We start from the raw sequence: 16,288 nt of genomic DNA on the forward strand, positions 1-16,288 counted from the left end.
GACGGGGGACGCACGGCGAGAGCGTACCTTTCCTGCTCACTGTCCCGCGCGCGTCCGCACCGGCGGCGCGGCGGAGCCTGTGGGAGGAATCTTCTTGCTCTTGATGGCGAACGTCATCACATCCTTGAACACGGGGGCGGCCAGCTGCCCGCCGAAATGGCCGTTCTTCGGGTTCTGCAGGACGGAAAGCACCACGAGCCGAGGATTGTCCGCGGGGCTGAACCCCACGAACGAGGCCGTGTAACCGTCATAACGGCCGAGCTCGGCATCATAGCGGTTCGCCGTGCCCGTCTTGCCCGCCACCCGATAGCCGGGTATGGCCGCGAGCTGGCCCGTGCCCTCCTCGCCCACCGCGCTCTCCAGCATGGCCGTGATCTCCTTCGCCGTCGTCTGGCTCACCACCCTGGTCTGCTTACCGGGCGGAGCGGGGACGAACCTGCCCGACGGGTCGGTCGTGCCCGCGACGATCTGCGGGTCGATCTTGACGCCGCCGTTGGCGATGGTCTGGTAGACGCTGGCCATCTGCAGCGCGGTCACCGACACGCCCTGCCCGTAGGCGACCGTGCAGCTCTGGCTGCCTGACCACTTCTTGTAGTCGGGCAGCAGGCCGCCCTCCGCGCTGGGCACGCCCCCGCCCGGCCGCGTGCCGAACCCGAACTCCTTGAGCATCTTGTACAGGCCCTCGCTGCCGACCTTGCGCGCGGCCATGATCGTGGCCACGTTGCTGGACTGCGCCACGGCCTGGCGGAACGTCATCGACTCCGTCTTGTGCGTGTGCGCGTCGCGCAGGACCTGGTCGGCGCACCGGATCCGGTCGGGCACCTCGAACACCGTGTCGGGCTCCACCACCCCCGCCTCCAGCGCGGCGGCCGCGGTGATCACCTTGTTGGTGCTGCCGGGCTCGAAGACGTCGGCGGCGGCCTTGTTGACGTAGCTGCTGGCCGGGGCCTTGCGCCAGTCGCTCAGGTCGAGCTCGGGAGAGTTGGCCATGGCGATGATCTGCGCGGTGCGTACGTCCATCACGATCACGGTGCCGCTCTCGGCTCCTGACTCGCGTACCTGCTCGCCGATCGACTTCTGGGCGGCCCACTGGATGTCGCGGTCGAGGGTGAGCCGTACGTCGCGGCCGTTCACGGGGGCCGTACGCCGGCTGCTCGTCATCGGGATGCGCAGGCCGTCACGCCCGGTCTCGACGCGCATCTCCCCGTCGCGGCCGGCCAGCAGCGAGTTCTTGGCCTGTTCCATGCCGCCGAGGCCGTCGCCCTCGTCGCCCACGAACCCGATGAGGCTCCCCGCCAGATCGCCGGCGGGGTAGAGCCGGCGGTAGGTCTTCTTCGCCGACAGCGCGGGCACGCGGGCCTGGAGCAGACGGCTGGCGACCACGGGATCGACGCCCCTGGCCAGGAGCTGGTAGCGGGTGTTCGGGGTGGCCAGCTTGGCGGCGATTTCCTCCTGGTCCTTGCCCAGGTGCTTGGCCAGCACGGCCGCCACGTTGGCCCGCCCGGCCTCCGGCACTTTCGACGGGTCGATCGACACGTCGCGCGCCTCGACCGTCACGGCCAGCTCGTGGCCGTTGACGTCGGTGATCGAGCCGCGCTTGGCGGGGATGTTCTCGGTGTGCTGGCGCTGGTCCGCCGCCGCGGCGGCGTACACCTTGGAGTCGAGCCCCTGCATCTGGATCAGCCGCCCGGCGAAGATCGACAGCACGAACGTCATGCCGATCAGGCCGATGTTGATGCGCCTGCGCGGACTGCCCAGCCGCAGCATGAGCGGCGGCCTGGGCGGGCGCGGCGGTGTGGGGGGCCGGCGCGGGCCCCTGGGCGGCGGCGCGTCTCCGCCGCGACGTGCCGCCACCCGCTCACGGCCGCCCCGCGCCGGGTCCGGCCTGGAGCCCGCGGCCTGCGGCCTGGCTCCTCCCGCCTGGGTACGGCGCAGCGGCCCGTCCTCGTGCCTGCCGGGGCGCCGGGGATCGCCGGCGTCCGGCCTGGCTCCGTCACGGCGTGAACGCGGGCCCTGCGGCGCGTCGGGCTCCTCCCGGCGGTCGCCCCGGCCGCGCGCGCGTTCGTCGCGGCCCCTCAGCCGGTCGGCGGCGTCACGGCCCTGGGGAGGACGCCCACGGGGACGCGGGCCCTGGTCGCGGCCCTGCGGCGCCCGGCCGCGGGACCGGTCGCTGTCATCGCGCCCTTGCGGCGTGCGTCCTCTCGGAGCATCGTCATCGCGCCGCTGCGGCGTGCGTCCTCTCGGAGCATCGCCGCCGCGGCCACGGGGAACGCGGCCCCTCGGCGGTTCGCTGTCATCACGAGGCCGCCGGCGCGCTCCCGCATCGCCCGCGCGACCTCGCCCAGCATCCTGGCCGGAACCCCGCCCAGGGTCCCGGCCGGAGCCACGCCCGGAGTCACGGCCCGCGTCACGGCCGGACGCGCGCCCGGAGCCACGCCCGGAGTCCCGGCCTGGGTCACCGCCCGGGTCACGGCCGGAACCACGGCCGGAACCACCACGGTCCTGGTCTCGGCCGGGGTCGCTGGGGCGGCGTCCGCGCGGGGAGCCCGGCTCCTGCGGCGGCCGGTCCCTCGTCGCGTCGTCACGCCCGAACGGCAGGTCGAACGGGTCGGGCTTGCGTGGTCGGCGGGGCGGTTCGTCCGGGGATGCCGGGCGACCCGTGCCCTCGGAGCGGGCCGAGCCGCCTTGGCGTCCGCTCCGTCCCGGACCTCCCGGCGTACGACGAGCGGCGCCTGGCCCTCCTTGAGAGCCGGCGCCGCCAGCGCCGCGGCCGGGTCCCTGCCCCCTGCCGCTGGAGTCCCTCACCGTTCCCTGTCCACCCGGCTTGCTCGATCTCCCGCGCTGGTCCAGGCGTTGACGTCGTCCCAGTCGGGGTGGTGGCCCTGCTTCTCGGCCATCTCGGCGATGACGTCGGGCTGGGTCTTGCGCTGGTATTCCTGGTTGATCTTCTCGTTCTCCTGGCGGGCCACGGCGATCTCCTCGCGCAGGTTGGCGTCGGTGATCGCGTCCTTGGCCAGCATGGTGTTGAGCAGCAGCAGGCTCACCAGGCCGCCGCAGAGCAGCCCGACGACGAGCAGCACGAACGGCGCGCGCTGCCGGCGCGCGGGCCGCCGCCGCGGGACGGGGCCGGCCTCGGGACGCGCCCGGCCGGTGGCCGGCCGCGCGCCTCCGGCGTGGGGGCGTGCGTCAGGACGGGGCCGCGGCTTGGACTGGTGCTGCGCTCCGGACCGGCGCGTGCCCGTCTTGGGCACGGCGCGGCGGACGGGCGCACCCCGGCCGAACTCCTGCTCAGTCGTCAACACGGATCCTCTCTGCCGCCCGTAGCCGGGCCGAGGCCGCCCGCGGGTTGCGGGCGAGCTCTTCTTCGCTTGGGAGCTCGGCTCCCCTAGTGAGCAGGCGGAACCTCGGCTGGTGCGCCGGCAGCGGGACCGGCAGCCCCGGCGGGCTGGTGTCCTTGGTTCGCGCCGTGAGGGCCTGCTTGGTCAGCCGGTCCTCGAGTGAGTGGTAGGAGAGCACGACGACTCGCCCACCGAGCGCCAGCGCGTCGAGCGCCGCGGGAAGCGCCGCCTCCAGGGCGGACAGCTCCGCGTTCACCTCGATGCGCAGCGCCTGGAAAGTCCTCTTGGCGGGGTTGCCGCCGGTACGCCGCGTCGCGGCCGGGATCGCGTCCCGGACGATGTCCGCCAGCCGCTTGGTCGAGGTTATTGCCTCTTTGGCCCGTTCTCTGATGATCAGGCCCGCGACACGCGGGGCGAATCGTTCTTCGCCGTAGTCACGCAGGATGCGGATCAGCTCGTGCGCGGTGTAGGTGTTGACCACCTGCTCCGCCGTCAGCTCCTGCTGGGTGTCCATCCGCATGTCGAGCGGGGCGTCGTAGGCGTAGGCGAACCCGCGCCCGGCCTCGTCGAGCTGCGGCGAGGAGACCCCCAGGTCGAACAGCGCCCCGTCGACCGTGGTGCGCCCCTCACGGGCGAGCACGTCGGCCAGGTCGGCGGAGGACGCGTGGACCAGGGTCGTCCTGTCGGTGTAAGGGCTCAGCCTGCGGGCCGAGTGCTCGATCGCGAAAGGGTCGCGGTCGATCCCGATCAGATGGAGCCCTGGAAAAGCCGCGAGCAGGGCCTCCGAGTGTCCGCCGAGGCCGAGGTTGGCATCGACGACCACCGGCGCGGGGCCGGACAGCGCGGGACCGAGCAGTTCCAGAACGCGCTCGAGCATCACCGGAACGTGACCGCCCGTGCCGACGTCGTTCTGCATCTCCAACCCCCCTTTCGCGTCCTGCTCGCGGATGACGCGTATCGATCGTCTCGCCGGTCTTCCTGGGTCCCCACCCGGCGCCGCCCGGCCAGGTCCCCATCCGCACCCTCTTCGTGGACGCCTGTCATCTGACACCGGGGAAGGTGCATCAGCTGGCAGACAGTGGTTGCGGGTGGAGACCTCGCCGAACGACATCACCGACGGATCGACCGTGGTCGCTACAAGATCCCTGGCAGCACCTCCTCCGACAGATCGGCGAACGCCTGCTCCTGTGCGCTGAGATAGGTTTCCCAGGCCTGCGCGTCCCAGATCTCCAGCCGGGTGTTGGCCCCGATGACAACGCAGTCACGCTCCAGCCCCGCGTACTGGCGGAGGCTCTGCGGGATCGTGATGCGCCCTTGTTTGTCCGGTTTCTCGTCGGACGCGCTGGCGAAGAAGACGCGGCTGTAGTCACGCACCGCCTTGGCGGTGACCGGGGCGGTGCTGAGAGCCTCGGTTATGCGCTGGAACTCCTCCACGGGAAAGACGTAGAGGCATCGCTCCTGGCCTTTGGTGATCACAAGACCCTCCGCCAGCTCCTCACGGTACTTAGCCGGCAGGAACAGCCGTCCCTTGTCGTCCAGACGCGGTTGATGGGTGCCGAGGAACATCGGCCCCACCTCCCGTGCCTCGTGAAGCGCTCAGCGCTGGCGCACCGGGCCCTCCACTGCGCACCACCATACTCCACTTCTCCCCACCGTCAACTGATTCGAACCGTCTTCATCATCAGTTTCCGTTGCGTTACCGCAGGTCAGAGCGGTGGGGCGCGGTGGAGGGGGGTGAGCGGCCGGTCAACCCTCATGGGCGTGTCGAGGGTTGTAAAGACCGTGGAATTAGGCGACGGGCGCTACACGAAGGCCGGGGTGGGGGAATGTGGTGCGGATCATGGCCCTCGTGTCACTGGAATCGCATCGCTATGCCACAAGAACAGGAACATCGCCGAGGTTCGCTGGAATATCCACAAATGTCGCTCGCGAACCCACAGCGTCGTAGGGTCGTACACACAATGGAAAAGGAATGGCATGGCTCCCGCAATGGCACCAACGGGACAGCCGTCGCACTTCTCTCATGGAGGCCTGGTGGCAGTTACCCATGACGTCCCTCCCCAGCTCGACGAGCTGGTCTCCACCGCCCACCGGATTCGGCAGGCCATCGAATCGGTGATCGAGGGCAAGAGCGACGCCGTCCGCCTCACGCTGACCGTCCTGCTCGCCGAGGGGCACCTTCTCATCGAGGACGTGCCCGGGGTCGGCAAGACCATGCTGGCCAAGGCTCTCGCCCGCTCGATCGATTGCCCTGTGCGGCGTGTGCAGTTCACCCCCGACCTGCTGCCGAGCGACATCACCGGGGTGAGCGCGTACAACCAGCAGACCCGAGAGTTCGAGTTCAAACCCGGACCGGTGTTCGCCAACATCGTGGTGGGCGACGAGATCAACCGTGCCTCCCCCAAGACGCAGTCCGCCCTGTTGGAATGCATGGAGGAGCACCAGGTGACGGTGGACGGGGTGACGTACAAGCTGGACTCGCCCTTCATGGTGATGGCGACCCAGAACCCCATCGAGATGGAGGGCACCTATCCCCTGCCCGAGGCCCAGCGCGACCGCTTCTCCGTACGGATCGCGATGGGCTACCCGGAGCCGACCGCCGAACTGGAGATGCTCGACGTGCACGGCAGCGCCTCGCCGCTCGACAAGCTCGAGCCGGTGGCGACGACGGCCGAGGTTCGGGCGCTCATCGAGGCCGTACGCGGTGTCTATGTCTCGCAGGCGGTCAAGAAGTACGCCATCGACCTCGTCGTGGCCACCCGCCACTCCCCCGACCTGCGGCTGGGCGCCTCACCCCGGTCCACGCTGCAGCTCGTACGGGCCGCGCGGGCACACGCGGCGCTGGCGGGCCGCGACTACGTCATCCCCGACGACGTGCAGGACCTTGCCGTTCCCGTGCTCGCGCACCGGCTGCTGCCCAGCATCGAGGCGCAAGGGCAGCGCCGCCTGCCCGAGCAGGTGGTGACCGATCTGCTCAGGCGCGTGCCGGTGCCCGAGTCCCGAGCATCGTGAGAGCCGGACTGCAGGCGCTGACCTCCAGGGGACGATCGTTCCTCGCCTCGGGGATCGCGGCGTTGCTGATGGCCCTGCTCCTGGGCGAGAACGACCTGTTCAGGATCGGGGTGCTGGTGACCGCGCTGCCGCTGCTGGCCGCGCTCGTGGCCGCGCGCACCCGCTACCGGCTGAGCTGCGCCAGGCGGCTGGACCCGGCGAGGGCCGAGGTGGGCGGCGAGGCCACCGTCACCCTGCGGCTGGAGAACGTCACCAGGCTGCCGACCGGCCTGCTGCTCATCGAGGACACCGTTCCCTACGCCCTCGGGGTGCGGCCCCGGTTCGTGCTGGACCGGGTGGAGTCGCGGGGCGTACGGGAGATCGACTACCGGGTGCGCTCCGACCTGCGCGGCCGCTTCACGATCGGCCCGCTGTCGATCCGCATCACCGACCCGTTCGGGCTGGTCGAGCTGGCCCGCTCGTTCACCATCAGCGACACGCTCGTCGTGACGCCGCACGTCGCGGCGCTGCCGCACGTACGGCTGTCGGGCGAGTGGACGGGCGGCGGCGACAGCCGTACGAGAAGCGTGGCGGCGGCGGGCGACGACGACGTGGCTCCGCGCGAGTACCGGCAGGGCGACGACCTGCGGCGGGTGCACTGGCGCTCGACCGCCCGCCGCGGCGAGCTGATGGTGCGCCGCGAGGAGCAGCAGTGGCAGAGCCGCGGCGCGCTCCTGCTCGACACCCGCAGGCACGCGCACCGCGGCGAGGGCCCGCGCTCCTCGTTCGAGGTGGCGGTCTCGGCCGCGGCCTCGATCGGCGTGCACCTCGCCCGTGAGGGGCTCGGCCTGCGGCTGGTGACCGACCAGGGCGCCGAGCACCTGACCGACACGGGCCTGAGCTGGTCACTGCTCGACACCCTCGCCGTGGTACGGCACAGCCCCGCCCGCTCGCTGGAGATGGGCGTCTCCGCCCTGCGCCAGGGCGGCGGCGACGGGCTGATCGTGGCCGTGCTCGGCTCGATGGACGCGGAGGAGGCGAGGGAACTGGCCAGGCTGAGGCACAGCGGCATCACCGGTGTGGCGGTGCTGCTCGACGTGGCGACCTGGAACGACGGCGACAGGCAGGCCGCCGAGGACCTCGAGGCGGTGCAGACCGTGCTCGCCGGATACGGCTGGCGCATCGTACGGCTGCCCGCCGGCACCTCGATCGCCAACGTCTGGCAGGGCGCCGCCGGCCGCGGCAGATACCCGGCCGGCCTGGCGGGAGGTGCGGCATGAGGCTCACCGCCGCCTCGGGCGTGGCCGCGTTCACCGCGGCGATCCTGCTCTACCCGCTCTTCCAGGGCGGCGGCTGGTTCTGGGCGTCGCTCGGCGCCGTGCTCGCGGTGATGGCCGCGGGCCTGCTCACCAGCCGCCTGTCGCTGCCCGCGTGGGCGGCCCCGCTCGTGGCGCTGGCCGCGACGTGGATCTACCTCACCCTCACCTTCGCGTCGGACGAGGCGTGGGCGCTGGTGGTGCCGACGAAGGGCTCGGTCGCGGAGCTGGCCCGGCTGCTGGGCGTCGGCTGGGCCGACATCCAGCGCTTCGCCGCACCCGTGCCGGAGACCGCCGGCATCACGCTGCTGACCACGGGCGGCGTGGCGCTCATCGCGATCACCGTGGATCTGCTGGCCGCGCGGCTGCGGCGGGCGGCCCTGGCCGGGCTGCCGCTGCTGGCGCTGGCCACGGTGCCGGCCACGATCCTCGCCGACCCGATCAGCTGGCCCGCCTTCATCGTCGCCGCGCTGGGGTTCATCAGCCTGCTCATCGCCGACGGGCGCGAGCGGGTGGGGCACTGGGGCCGGGCCGTGCTCGTACGACGCACCACCCGCGCCACGCAGCCGCACGACGGCGCCGCCTCCACGGCCGACACGAGTGGCCTGCGCCTGTCCGGCAAGCGCATCGGGTTCGCCGCGATCGCGCTGGCCGTACTGGTGCCGGCCGCGCTGCCGGCGATGGAGCCGGTGTCGTTCTTCACCTTCGGCGTGGGCGGCAACGGGTCGGGGCGGGGCAACTCGATCAGCATCCCCAACCCGATCGCCAACCTGAAGGGCCAGCTGGAGCTGCCCGAGCGGCGGGTGGTCCTCACCTACAGCAACAACGACGACCAGGCCAGGTACCTGCGGATCTACTCGCTCGACAGGTTCGACGGCCAGCAGTTCGGCATGACCGAGCCGAAGGGCGCGCCGCAGAACAGGACGGACAACGGCCCGCTGCCCGAGCCGCCCGGGCTCAGCCGGAAGCCGAAGATCACCAACGTGATCACGAACGTCCAGATCAGCGATGAGATCGCCCGGCTGTCGTTCCTGCCGCTGCCGTACCCCGCCCGGCAGATCAGGGTGGACGGCGACTGGCGGGCCGACGTCGACACGCTCATGGTCTTCTCCACCCGCGAAGAGGCCGCCGGCCTGGAGTACGAGGTGGCGACGAGCGAGCCGCAGCCGACGCCGGACCTGCTCGACTCGCTGGACGGCGAGCAGCCGAGGGTCGACGACCGCTATCTCGCGCTGCCGGACAACCTGCCCCCCGAGATCGCCGCGCTGGCCGAGCGGATCACCCGTGACGCCTCGACCACCTACGACGCGGCGGTGAAGCTGCAGCGCTTCTTCACCACGGAGGGCGGCTTCACCTACAACCTGCGCACGCAGGGGCACAGCAACTCGGCGCTGCGGGACTTCCTGCTGCGTGACCGGGCGGGCTACTGCGAGCAGTTCGCCGCGTCCATGGCGGTGCTGGCCAGGATCGTGGGCATCCCGTCCCGGGTGGCGATCGGCTACACGGGCGGCATGAAGATCGGTGACCGGTGGACGGTCGGCACCAACGACTCCCACTCCTGGCCCGAGCTGTACTTCGAGGGCGTGGGCTGGCTGCCGTTCGAGCCGACCCCGTCGGGATCGGTCGGGCAGGGCAGCGCGCGTGTGCCGCCGTACTCGCTGCCCAGGCCGAGCACCACCGCGGGCGACGAGTCGACGCCGTCGCCGGGCGAGAGCTCCTCCCCCGCCGACGAGGCGCAGGACCCGCAGGCCCGGCGCAACGAGCGGCAACTGGACCGCGAGGCCCAGGCCGCGACGGGCGGTCTGCCCCCGGACGACTCGATGCCGCTGATCGGCCAGGTCGGCATCGGCGCGGGTGCGCTGCTGATGCTCCTGCTGGTCCCCGCGGGCGTGCGGCTGCTCGCGCGTAACAGGCGCGTACGCACCCTGAGGGAGAAGGCGCCGCCGCCGTCAGCGACGCCGGGGACGCCGGGGAAGGCGCCGCGCGAGGGCGGCGGGCACGCCGTCCCCTGGGTGGCGGCCGTCTGGGCGGAGCTGGACGACGTGCTGTACGACTACGGGATGGCCCGCGAGGGCAGCGAGACGCCACGGGCACTGGCCCGGCGGCTGACCCAGCAGTACGAGTTCGACGCGGACTCCGCGGCGGCCGTCTCGGCCATCGCCTCGGCGATCGAGCGCGTGATGTACGCCAGGGACCCCGGCCGGATCGCGCCCATGACCAAGGACCTGCGCCAGGTGCGGCAGGCCCTGGCGGCCACGGTGCCACGCGGCAGGCGGATCAGGGCGGTGCTGCTGCCCCCGTCGACGCTGCGCCGGCTGCGGCGCATGGGTGAGGGCCTGCTCGACGGGTTCGACCTGCTGGAGAACATCAGGCTGCGGCGGACGGCGGCGCCCAGGAGGTCATGACCACATGAGCGAACGTGCGGCCGCTCCCCTGGTCAGGGGAGCGGCCGCACGCTTTGGGGTGCGTCAGCGATCGTCGTGGCGACGGCGCCAGCGCTCTTCCATACGCTCCATGAAGGTGCCACGGTTGCCCTTGCGGGGCTGCTTGCCCCGAGGTGCGGCCGTGCCGCCACCGGGGGCGGCCGGGGGCGAGTCTCCGAACCCATTCATACGTTTCCAGCTGGACAAGCCCCACAAACACGCGGCGAGCATGACCACGAAACCGCCGACGCCGAGCGGGATCAGGGCACTGCCACTGACGACCACGCCGACCATCATGATGACGACGCCGAGCGCAAAGCCGATGGAGGCTTTGACCAGGCGACGCTTGTAATGGCTGCGCGGGTCACTGATCCTTACGGTGTTGGCCCACTTCGGGTCCTCGGCGTAGAGGGCCTGCTCGATCTGGTCGAGCAAGCGCTGCTCGTGCTCAGAGAGCGGCACGGCGCCTCCCAAGGACGGCCCCAGGACGGGGAAGACGGCAACGGACGACACGGGGTGTCCGAACCTCGCGGTCGGTCATCCCCAGGATACGAGGCTGTAGACGCAGGCGAAAGCAAACGTCCAACGCAGACCAAACCGGAGGTGACGTCATGGCTCCATTGTGACCCATCTCGTCCTCCTTCCCCCAAAACTGGGACACTGACGTCCCCCTAAATCTGGACATTGAACGTCATGTCTCTATTTCATCAAGCTTGCCACGTACGAGCGACGCTGGGAGTACCGCGTCGGGACCGAATCTCTGGATCGCCTTGTCCATGGCCTGTTCGGCCTCACGCCAGCCGGTCTCCCGCTCACCCAGCGTGAGCTGGCGCACCGCTTCGCCGGCCGGACGCAGGCTCTCCATCCGCACGCCCACCAGGCGCAACCTCACACGTTCGAGGCCGGCCGCGTCGAACAGCTCGCACGCGGTGGCGTAGATGACCTGCGCCACATCGGTGGGCTCACGAAGAGTGCGCGAGCGGTTGATCGTGGTGAAATCGGCGCGGCGGAGCTTCACACTTACCGTTCTGCCCACGTGACCGCCCTTACGCATCCGGGCGGCCACGCGCTCCGACAGGCCCAGCAACTCCCGCTTGATCACCTCGGGGTCGTCCACGTCGGCCGCGAACGTCTCCTCATTGCCGATGCTCTTGTCGGGCACGTGGGCGGTCACCGGGCGTTCGTCGCGCCCCCAGGCCAGTGCCGCGAGATGGCCGCCCACGGCCTGCCCCAGCTCCCGCTGCAGGGTGCTGGAGGGCACCCTGGCCAGGTCTCCGACCGTGCGGATGCCGAGGCGTACCAGCCCCTGCTCGGTGCGCTCACCCACCCCCCAGAGCGCCGACACGGGCAGCGGATGCAGGAACTCGACCACCTCGCCGGCGGGAACCACCAGCAGCCCGTCGGGCTTGCACTGCTTGGAGGCGAGCTTTGCCACAAATTTACTCGCGGCCACACCGACGGAGCAGGTGATGCCGTAGCGGTCGAGGACCTGCTCCCTGATCAGGGCGGCGACGGCCGCGGGCGGGCCGAGCCTGCGCCTGGCTCCCCCGACGTCGAGGAACGCCTCGTCCGAGGCGATCGGCTCGACCAGCGGGGTGATCGTGTGGAAGATCTCCATGACGCCCTTGGAGACCTCGGAGTATTTGCCGTGGCTGGGCGGGATGACCGTGGCCCGGGGGCACAGCCGGCGGGCCCTGCTCATCGGCATCGCGGAGTGCACCCCGTAGGCCCTGGCCTCGTAGGTGGCGCTGAGCACGACGCCGCGCCCCGCGGGCGAGCCGACGATCACCGGCCGGCCGCGGAGCTCGGGCCGCTCGAGCAGCTCGACGCTGGCATAGAAGGCGTCCATGTCGACGTGGAGGATCGGGCAGCCGCTGTCATCGACCCCGGTCCGCGGAGCGGGGCCGATGCCGGTGATCTGCTTGCGAGACACGCGCCAAGTCTATCCGAACAGGGGTTCTACACCGAGGGGGGCTGTCATCGATCTTTTCCTTCCTGACGCTGGTGAGCGCGATCTCCGCCGCGCCGGTGCCGGTCGGCGGGTCTAGGTCCTGTGGCCGAGCACGTGCAGCTGGGTGGCGATGTCTCTCAGCACCGGATGGGTCGAGGCCGCCTGTTCGAGCGCGACGAGCGCGTCCGCCGCGCCGGGCTCGCCGTCGATGAGCCTGCTCGGCACCAGGTCGGCGAAGACCCGCACACCGTGGACGGCGCCGATGGAGAACCCGGTGGCGCCCAGCAGTTCGACCAGCGTGGCGGCGGCGAAGCGCCGGGGCGTGGGATCGCGCTCGCCCCAGCTCCCCATCGGGTCGTCGAGCACCGACCTGGCCTCCTCGAACTGGCCGGCGAGCGCCCGGTGGATCGCGCTGGCGACCGGGTTGGCGGCCAGCACGCTCACGGCGCCGCCCCTGCGCAGCAGACCGGCGACGGCGGTCAGCGCGCTGATCGGGTCTTCGACGTATTCCAGCACGCTGTGGCAGAGCACCAGGTCGGCGCTGTCGCGGCTGAGCAACTCGGCCAGGTCGGCGGCGTCCCCCTGCAGGGCGCGCACGCCCACGCCCTGCTCCTTGGCCCGGCGTTCGAGCGCGGCCAGCGAGTCGGGGCTCGGGTCGACCACGGTGACGTCATGGCCGAGCGCCGCCAGGGGCACGGCGAACCCGCCGGTGCCGCCGCCCGCGTCGACGATGGCGAGCCGCTCGCGCCCGGTGGAGGCGGCCCGCTCCGCCAGCACGGAAGACAACGCGTCCCAGACGACGGCGGTCCGCACCGCCGGGGTCCTCGTGACGCCTTCAGCACGCAACGTCGGCTCGCCTCCCTTTCCCTCGCGACCGGCGCCCTGGCGAACGCGCACTTCGCGAACGGCTTCTCCGCGGATGGGCCCAGCCTACGCGGTGCGCGCGATCGCCCGCTCCCCCGCGATGCGACCCGTGAAAATCCCCGCCGCCCCCGGGTGCCCGCGCGCCCGTCACGGCCGGTGTCCGTGGCTTCCTCCGGGCGGGTCAGGCGCGGTCGTCGAGGTCGGCCGCCAGCCGCCTCGGCGCCCGCAACCGCCACGCCTCGGTCAGCAGCTCGCGCATCTCCCCGGCGTCCACCGCCCCGAACCGCACGAGCACGATCGCGTGCCCGTCGTAGTGCGGGGTGGTGAAGAACGTGGCCGGCTCGGCCGCGATGAGCCCGGCCTTCTCCTCCTCGGCCGACACCGGGAGCACCAGCACGTCGCCCTCTTCCCTGATCCGGGCGAACCATTTGCCGCGCACGTAGAAGGCGGGCGTGCCGTACATGGTCTTCTCCGTCGTCGCGGGCAGCGCCAGCGCGAGCCCGCGCACGTCCTCTTCCGTCACCATGCTGCGCACCTTAGCCGGACGGCAGGAAGAAGGGCGCGTCGCGGCTGGTGACGCGCCCTTGTCCCGCATGCCGGACGGACCCGCACCTCGTGTACGGAGGCCGCCGTGGTTGGAACGTACCCCGAACTCGCGGCCATGACGGCGGGAAAAAGGGTGTCTAAAGGGTGAGGCTTGGCTTGAGTTGCTTGAAGCGGGCCAGCAGGCCGTTGACGAACTGGGGCGATTCGTCGGTCGAGAGCTCCCCCGCCAGGTGCACCCACTCGCTGATGACCACGCCCTCGGGCACGTCGGGCATCCACAGCAGTTCGTACGTGCCGCCGCGCAGCAGATTGCGGTCGACGACCGGCATGCGGTCGAGGGTCCACCCCTCGGCGTAGGTGGTGATCAGCTCGTCGATGCGCTCGTTGTGCCGGGCGACGCCCTCGACGAGGGCGGAGGTGTATTCGTTGACCGGAGGCTCCTGCCGATCCACCCGCTCGGCGAGGATCCTCAGCGGATCCTCGTCGCGCAGCTCGGCCTCGAAAAGGATGTCGAGTGCCCGCCTGCGTGCTTTGCCGCGTGCCGACACCTCAGGCCCGGCCGAGGTATTCGCCGCTGCGGGTGTCGACCTTGACCTTCTCCCCGGTGGTGATGAACAGCGGAACCTTGATCTCGGCGCCGGTCTCCAGCGTGGCGGGCTTGGTGCCGCCGGTGGAGCGGTCGCCCTGCAGGCCGGGCTCGGTCTCCGAGATGGTCAGCTCGACGGCGGCGGGCAGATCGACGTAGAGCGCGGAGCCCTCGTTGAAGGCCACCGTGGCCAGGGTGTTCTCCAGCATGTAGTTGGCCGCGGTGCCGACCGTCGCGTTGGGCACATTGACCATGTCGTAGGTCTCGGTGTCCATGAACACGAACTCGTCGCCGTCCTTGTAGGAGAACTGCATCTCGCGCTTGTCGACGTTGGCCACCTCGACCTTGACGCCGGCGTTGAAGGTCTTGTCGAGGACCTTGCCCGACAGGACGTTCTTGAGCTTGGTGCGCACGAACGCGCCGCCCTTGCCCGGCTTGACGTGCTGGAATTCCACAACGGCCCAGAGCTCCCCGCCGTCGAGCCTCAGCACCATGCCGTTCTTCAGGTCGTTGGTCGTCGCCACTCGTTTTCTCCCGCGTGTGGCCGCTCTAAAGGACGAGCAGCTCCTTGGTGGTCCTGGTGAAAAGTTCCGGCCCGCCCTCGCGTGTCACAAGCGTGTCCTCAATGCGAACGCCGCCCCGGCCCGGAAGGTAGACCCCCGGCTCGACGGTGATCGGAACTCGATCCTCTAGTCTACCGGTCCGAGAGGGACCCAGGAACGGCTCCTCGTGGATCCGGAGCCCGACTCCGTGGCCAAGACCGTGTCTGAAGTGCTCCGCGTGCCCCGCGCCGGCGATCACGGACCGGGCGGCGGCGTCCACGTCGCCCGCCGGCGTTCCGGGGGCGACGGCGTGCCGGCCCGCCCGCTGCGCCTCGGCGACCAGGTCGTACAGCTCGCGCTGCCAGCCGGCGGGCGGGCCCAGGCTGACCGTGCGCGTCATGTCGGCGTGGTAGCCGCGGTAGCGGGCGCCGAAATCCATGGTGACCAGGTCACCGGCGCGCAGCTCCCGGCTGGTGGGGGCGTGGTGCGGGATCGCGCCGTTCTCGCCGGCGGCCACGATCGTGTCGAACGCGGGCTTGTCGGCGCCCAGCTCGGTCATGCGGTGGTCGAGCAGGCGCGCCAGGTCACGCTCGGTCATCCCGGGGGCGATCCGCTCCGCCACGTCGGCGAAGGCCTGGTCGGTGAGCTCGCATGCGGTACGCAGCAACGCCAGCTCGGCGTCGTCCTTGACCGTGCGCAACACCTCCACCACCGGCCCGAGCGGGACCAGCCCCTCGCCCAGCCGGCGGTAGGTGGCCACGCTCATGCTCGCCGCCTCGATGCCGGTCCCCGGCGCCGCCAGCGCTCCCGCCACGTCGGACGCCTCGACCGCCGGCACGTCGAGTCCGCGCGCCACGTCGATGTAGCGGTTGTCGGTGGCCAGCAGCGCCGACCCGTCGGCCCTGACGAGCACGGCCGCGTTGGAGCTGGCCAGCCCGGTCAGGTAGCGGACGTTCTCGGGCGCGGTGACGAGCAGGGCCTGGACCTCGTGGGCGGGCAGCAGCCCGGCGAGCCGCTCCCGGCGGGCGGCGTGGTCGAAGGTCATTGGGCCAATGTACGGCGTTTCGCCCCTCATATCACGATCACCCGCCCTGTCGCGGCGGTCAGCGGCCCGGGAGGCGCCAGTCACCCATGAACGCGGCCAGCGGTCCTCCTGGAGCCATGCGGCCCTTCTCCTGCGCGCGAAGCAGGTCGCGGTAGACGCCGGCGACGTGGTTGATCGCGGGCTCGATGTGGCCCTCGTCGAACTTCCTGCCCGCCTTCCTGATCTTCTCGCGGGCCTTGGCCGCGACCTCGGGATCGATCCCGCCCATGGCCTGCTGGGAGTTCAGCGCGTCGTCGAACGCCCCCAGCCACCCTCGCCATCCGCCCGGAGGGACGGACTCCCCCAGCGTGGCCTTGGGCTGCGACGTCTCGAGCAGCGAGGTGGGTTCGGTGTCGAGCGTGGTCACGACGCCGGGAGTGGGGTTGCTGGACGGCAGGTCGAACGGCGTCTCGGTGGGCGCCTCGATCGCGGTGCTGGGCTGAGGGGAAGGCGTGGGCTCGGCCACCGAGCGCTCCCCCGACCCCGACGCCCACACCACCATGACGACGGTCACGACCGCGATGATCCCCACGGCCGCACCCAGCTGGACGAACAGCTTGCGGTTGGCGGGGGCGGGCGCGGGCTCCAGGTCGCCCGCCTGGTAGATCGCGGTGTCGCCGGCCCGTGGAACGGCGAACTGGTACACC

At 71.3% G+C, this 16,288-nt stretch carries 15 protein-coding genes and 1 pseudogene; 3 read left to right on the forward strand and 13 right to left on the reverse strand.

The annotated features are described in order from the left end of the window. Positions 1-36 precede the first annotated feature (36 nt). The 5 genes from E1295_RS20515 to mraZ all read right to left on the reverse strand — a co-directional run bounded on the left by E1295_RS20515 (position 37) and on the right by mraZ (position 4,904). A complete protein-coding gene (locus E1295_RS20515; protein ID WP_132631944.1) occupies positions 37-1,767 on the reverse strand; it encodes a peptidoglycan D,D-transpeptidase FtsI family protein in 1,731 nt (576 codons plus the stop codon). A 308-nt stretch (positions 1,768-2,075) separates the two neighbouring features. Next, positions 2,076-2,585: a hypothetical protein gene (locus E1295_RS20520; RefSeq protein WP_132631945.1), complete on the reverse strand. Its 510-nt coding sequence runs from the start codon at positions 2,583-2,585 to the stop codon at positions 2,076-2,078. A gap of 216 nt (positions 2,586-2,801) precedes the next feature. After that, positions 2,802-3,299, reverse strand: coding sequence for a hypothetical protein (locus tag E1295_RS20525; protein ID WP_132631946.1), 498 nt, complete (start codon positions 3,297-3,299; stop codon positions 2,802-2,804). Further along, on the reverse strand, positions 3,289-4,254 hold the full coding sequence (gene rsmH, locus E1295_RS20530) for a 16S rRNA (cytosine(1402)-N(4))-methyltransferase RsmH (RefSeq protein WP_132631947.1): 966 nt from the start codon (positions 4,252-4,254) through the stop codon (positions 3,289-3,291). The genes E1295_RS20525 and rsmH overlap by 11 nt, the downstream gene beginning before the upstream one ends. Before the next feature lie 218 nt (positions 4,255-4,472). Further along, complete coding sequence (gene mraZ / locus E1295_RS20535; RefSeq protein ID WP_132511788.1) at positions 4,473-4,904, reverse strand: division/cell wall cluster transcriptional repressor MraZ; 432 nt, start codon at positions 4,902-4,904, stop codon at positions 4,473-4,475. A gap of 423 nt (positions 4,905-5,327) precedes the next feature. Here mraZ and E1295_RS20540 point away from each other — a divergent pair, with 423 nt between their 5' ends. From E1295_RS20540 to E1295_RS20550, 3 genes are read left to right on the forward strand one after another with little or no spacing between them, the layout of a single operon-like run. Beyond that, positions 5,328-6,350, forward strand: a complete 1,023-nt coding sequence (locus E1295_RS20540) for an AAA family ATPase (protein ID WP_425465354.1) — start codon at positions 5,328-5,330, stop codon at positions 6,348-6,350. After that, complete coding sequence (locus E1295_RS20545; protein WP_132631949.1) at positions 6,347-7,609, forward strand: DUF58 domain-containing protein; 1,263 nt, start codon at positions 6,347-6,349, stop codon at positions 7,607-7,609. Before E1295_RS20540 ends, E1295_RS20545 begins: the two co-directional genes overlap by 4 nt. Next, on the forward strand, positions 7,606-10,050 hold the full coding sequence (locus E1295_RS20550) for a transglutaminase TgpA family protein (RefSeq protein WP_132631950.1): 2,445 nt from the start codon (positions 7,606-7,608) through the stop codon (positions 10,048-10,050). The genes E1295_RS20545 and E1295_RS20550 overlap by 4 nt, the downstream gene beginning before the upstream one ends. A gap of 63 nt (positions 10,051-10,113) precedes the next feature. Here E1295_RS20550 and E1295_RS20555 read toward each other — a convergent pair whose 3' ends face one another. The 8 genes and pseudogenes from E1295_RS20555 to E1295_RS48820 form a co-directional block, all read right to left on the reverse strand. Beyond that, on the reverse strand, positions 10,114-10,530 hold the full coding sequence (locus tag E1295_RS20555; RefSeq protein ID WP_132631951.1) for a DUF3040 domain-containing protein: 417 nt from the start codon (positions 10,528-10,530) through the stop codon (positions 10,114-10,116). Between the two features lie 229 nt (positions 10,531-10,759). Further along, on the reverse strand, positions 10,760-12,001 hold the full coding sequence (gene dinB, locus E1295_RS20560) for a DNA polymerase IV (RefSeq protein WP_132631952.1): 1,242 nt from the start codon (positions 11,999-12,001) through the stop codon (positions 10,760-10,762). Between the two features lie 111 nt (positions 12,002-12,112). After that, positions 12,113-12,832: a methyltransferase domain-containing protein gene (locus E1295_RS20565; RefSeq protein WP_132631953.1), complete on the reverse strand. Its 720-nt coding sequence runs from the start codon at positions 12,830-12,832 to the stop codon at positions 12,113-12,115. Between the two features lie 232 nt (positions 12,833-13,064). After that, positions 13,065-13,409 (reverse strand): MmcQ/YjbR family DNA-binding protein, encoded by a 345-nt coding sequence (locus E1295_RS20570; protein WP_132631954.1) that lies wholly within the window; start codon positions 13,407-13,409, stop codon positions 13,065-13,067. Positions 13,410-13,566: 157 nt separating this feature from the next. After that, complete coding sequence (nusB, locus tag E1295_RS20575) at positions 13,567-13,977, reverse strand: transcription antitermination factor NusB (protein ID WP_132631955.1); 411 nt, start codon at positions 13,975-13,977, stop codon at positions 13,567-13,569. A 1-nt stretch (position 13,978) separates the two neighbouring features. Then, positions 13,979-14,539: an elongation factor P gene (efp, locus tag E1295_RS20580; RefSeq protein WP_132631956.1), complete on the reverse strand. Its 561-nt coding sequence runs from the start codon at positions 14,537-14,539 to the stop codon at positions 13,979-13,981. 25 nt (positions 14,540-14,564) lie between these two features. Further along, on the reverse strand, positions 14,565-15,602 hold the full coding sequence (locus tag E1295_RS20585) for a M24 family metallopeptidase (protein ID WP_132631957.1): 1,038 nt from the start codon (positions 15,600-15,602) through the stop codon (positions 14,565-14,567). 58 nt (positions 15,603-15,660) lie between these two features. Next, a pseudogene (locus E1295_RS48820) lies at positions 15,661-16,288 on the reverse strand (hypothetical protein); the annotation flags it as partial.

This window comes from Nonomuraea mesophila, assembly GCF_004352805.1.
Lineage (GTDB): Bacteria > Actinomycetota > Actinomycetes > Streptosporangiales > Streptosporangiaceae > Nonomuraea > Nonomuraea longispora.

Excerpts from the sequence above, each read along its gene's own strand:
- E1295_RS20550 (WP_132631950.1), top strand. The coding sequence starts at position 7,606 with ATGAGGCTCACCGCCGCCTCGGGCGTGGCCGCGTTCACCGCGGCGATC.
- E1295_RS20585 (WP_132631957.1), bottom strand. The coding sequence starts at position 15,602 with ATGACCTTCGACCACGCCGCCCGCCGGGAGCGGCTCGCCGGGCTGCTG.
- E1295_RS20515 (WP_132631944.1), bottom strand. The coding sequence starts at position 1,767 with ATGCTGCGGCTGGGCAGTCCGCGCAGGCGCATCAACATCGGCCTGATC.
- mraZ (WP_132511788.1), bottom strand. The coding sequence starts at position 4,904 with ATGTTCCTCGGCACCCATCAACCGCGTCTGGACGACAAGGGACGGCTG.
- E1295_RS20540 (WP_425465354.1), top strand. The coding sequence starts at position 5,328 with ATGGCACCAACGGGACAGCCGTCGCACTTCTCTCATGGAGGCCTGGTG.
- rsmH (WP_132631947.1), bottom strand. The coding sequence starts at position 4,254 with ATGCAGAACGACGTCGGCACGGGCGGTCACGTTCCGGTGATGCTCGAG.
- E1295_RS20570 (WP_132631954.1), bottom strand. The coding sequence starts at position 13,409 with ATGGTGACGGAAGAGGACGTGCGCGGGCTCGCGCTGGCGCTGCCCGCG.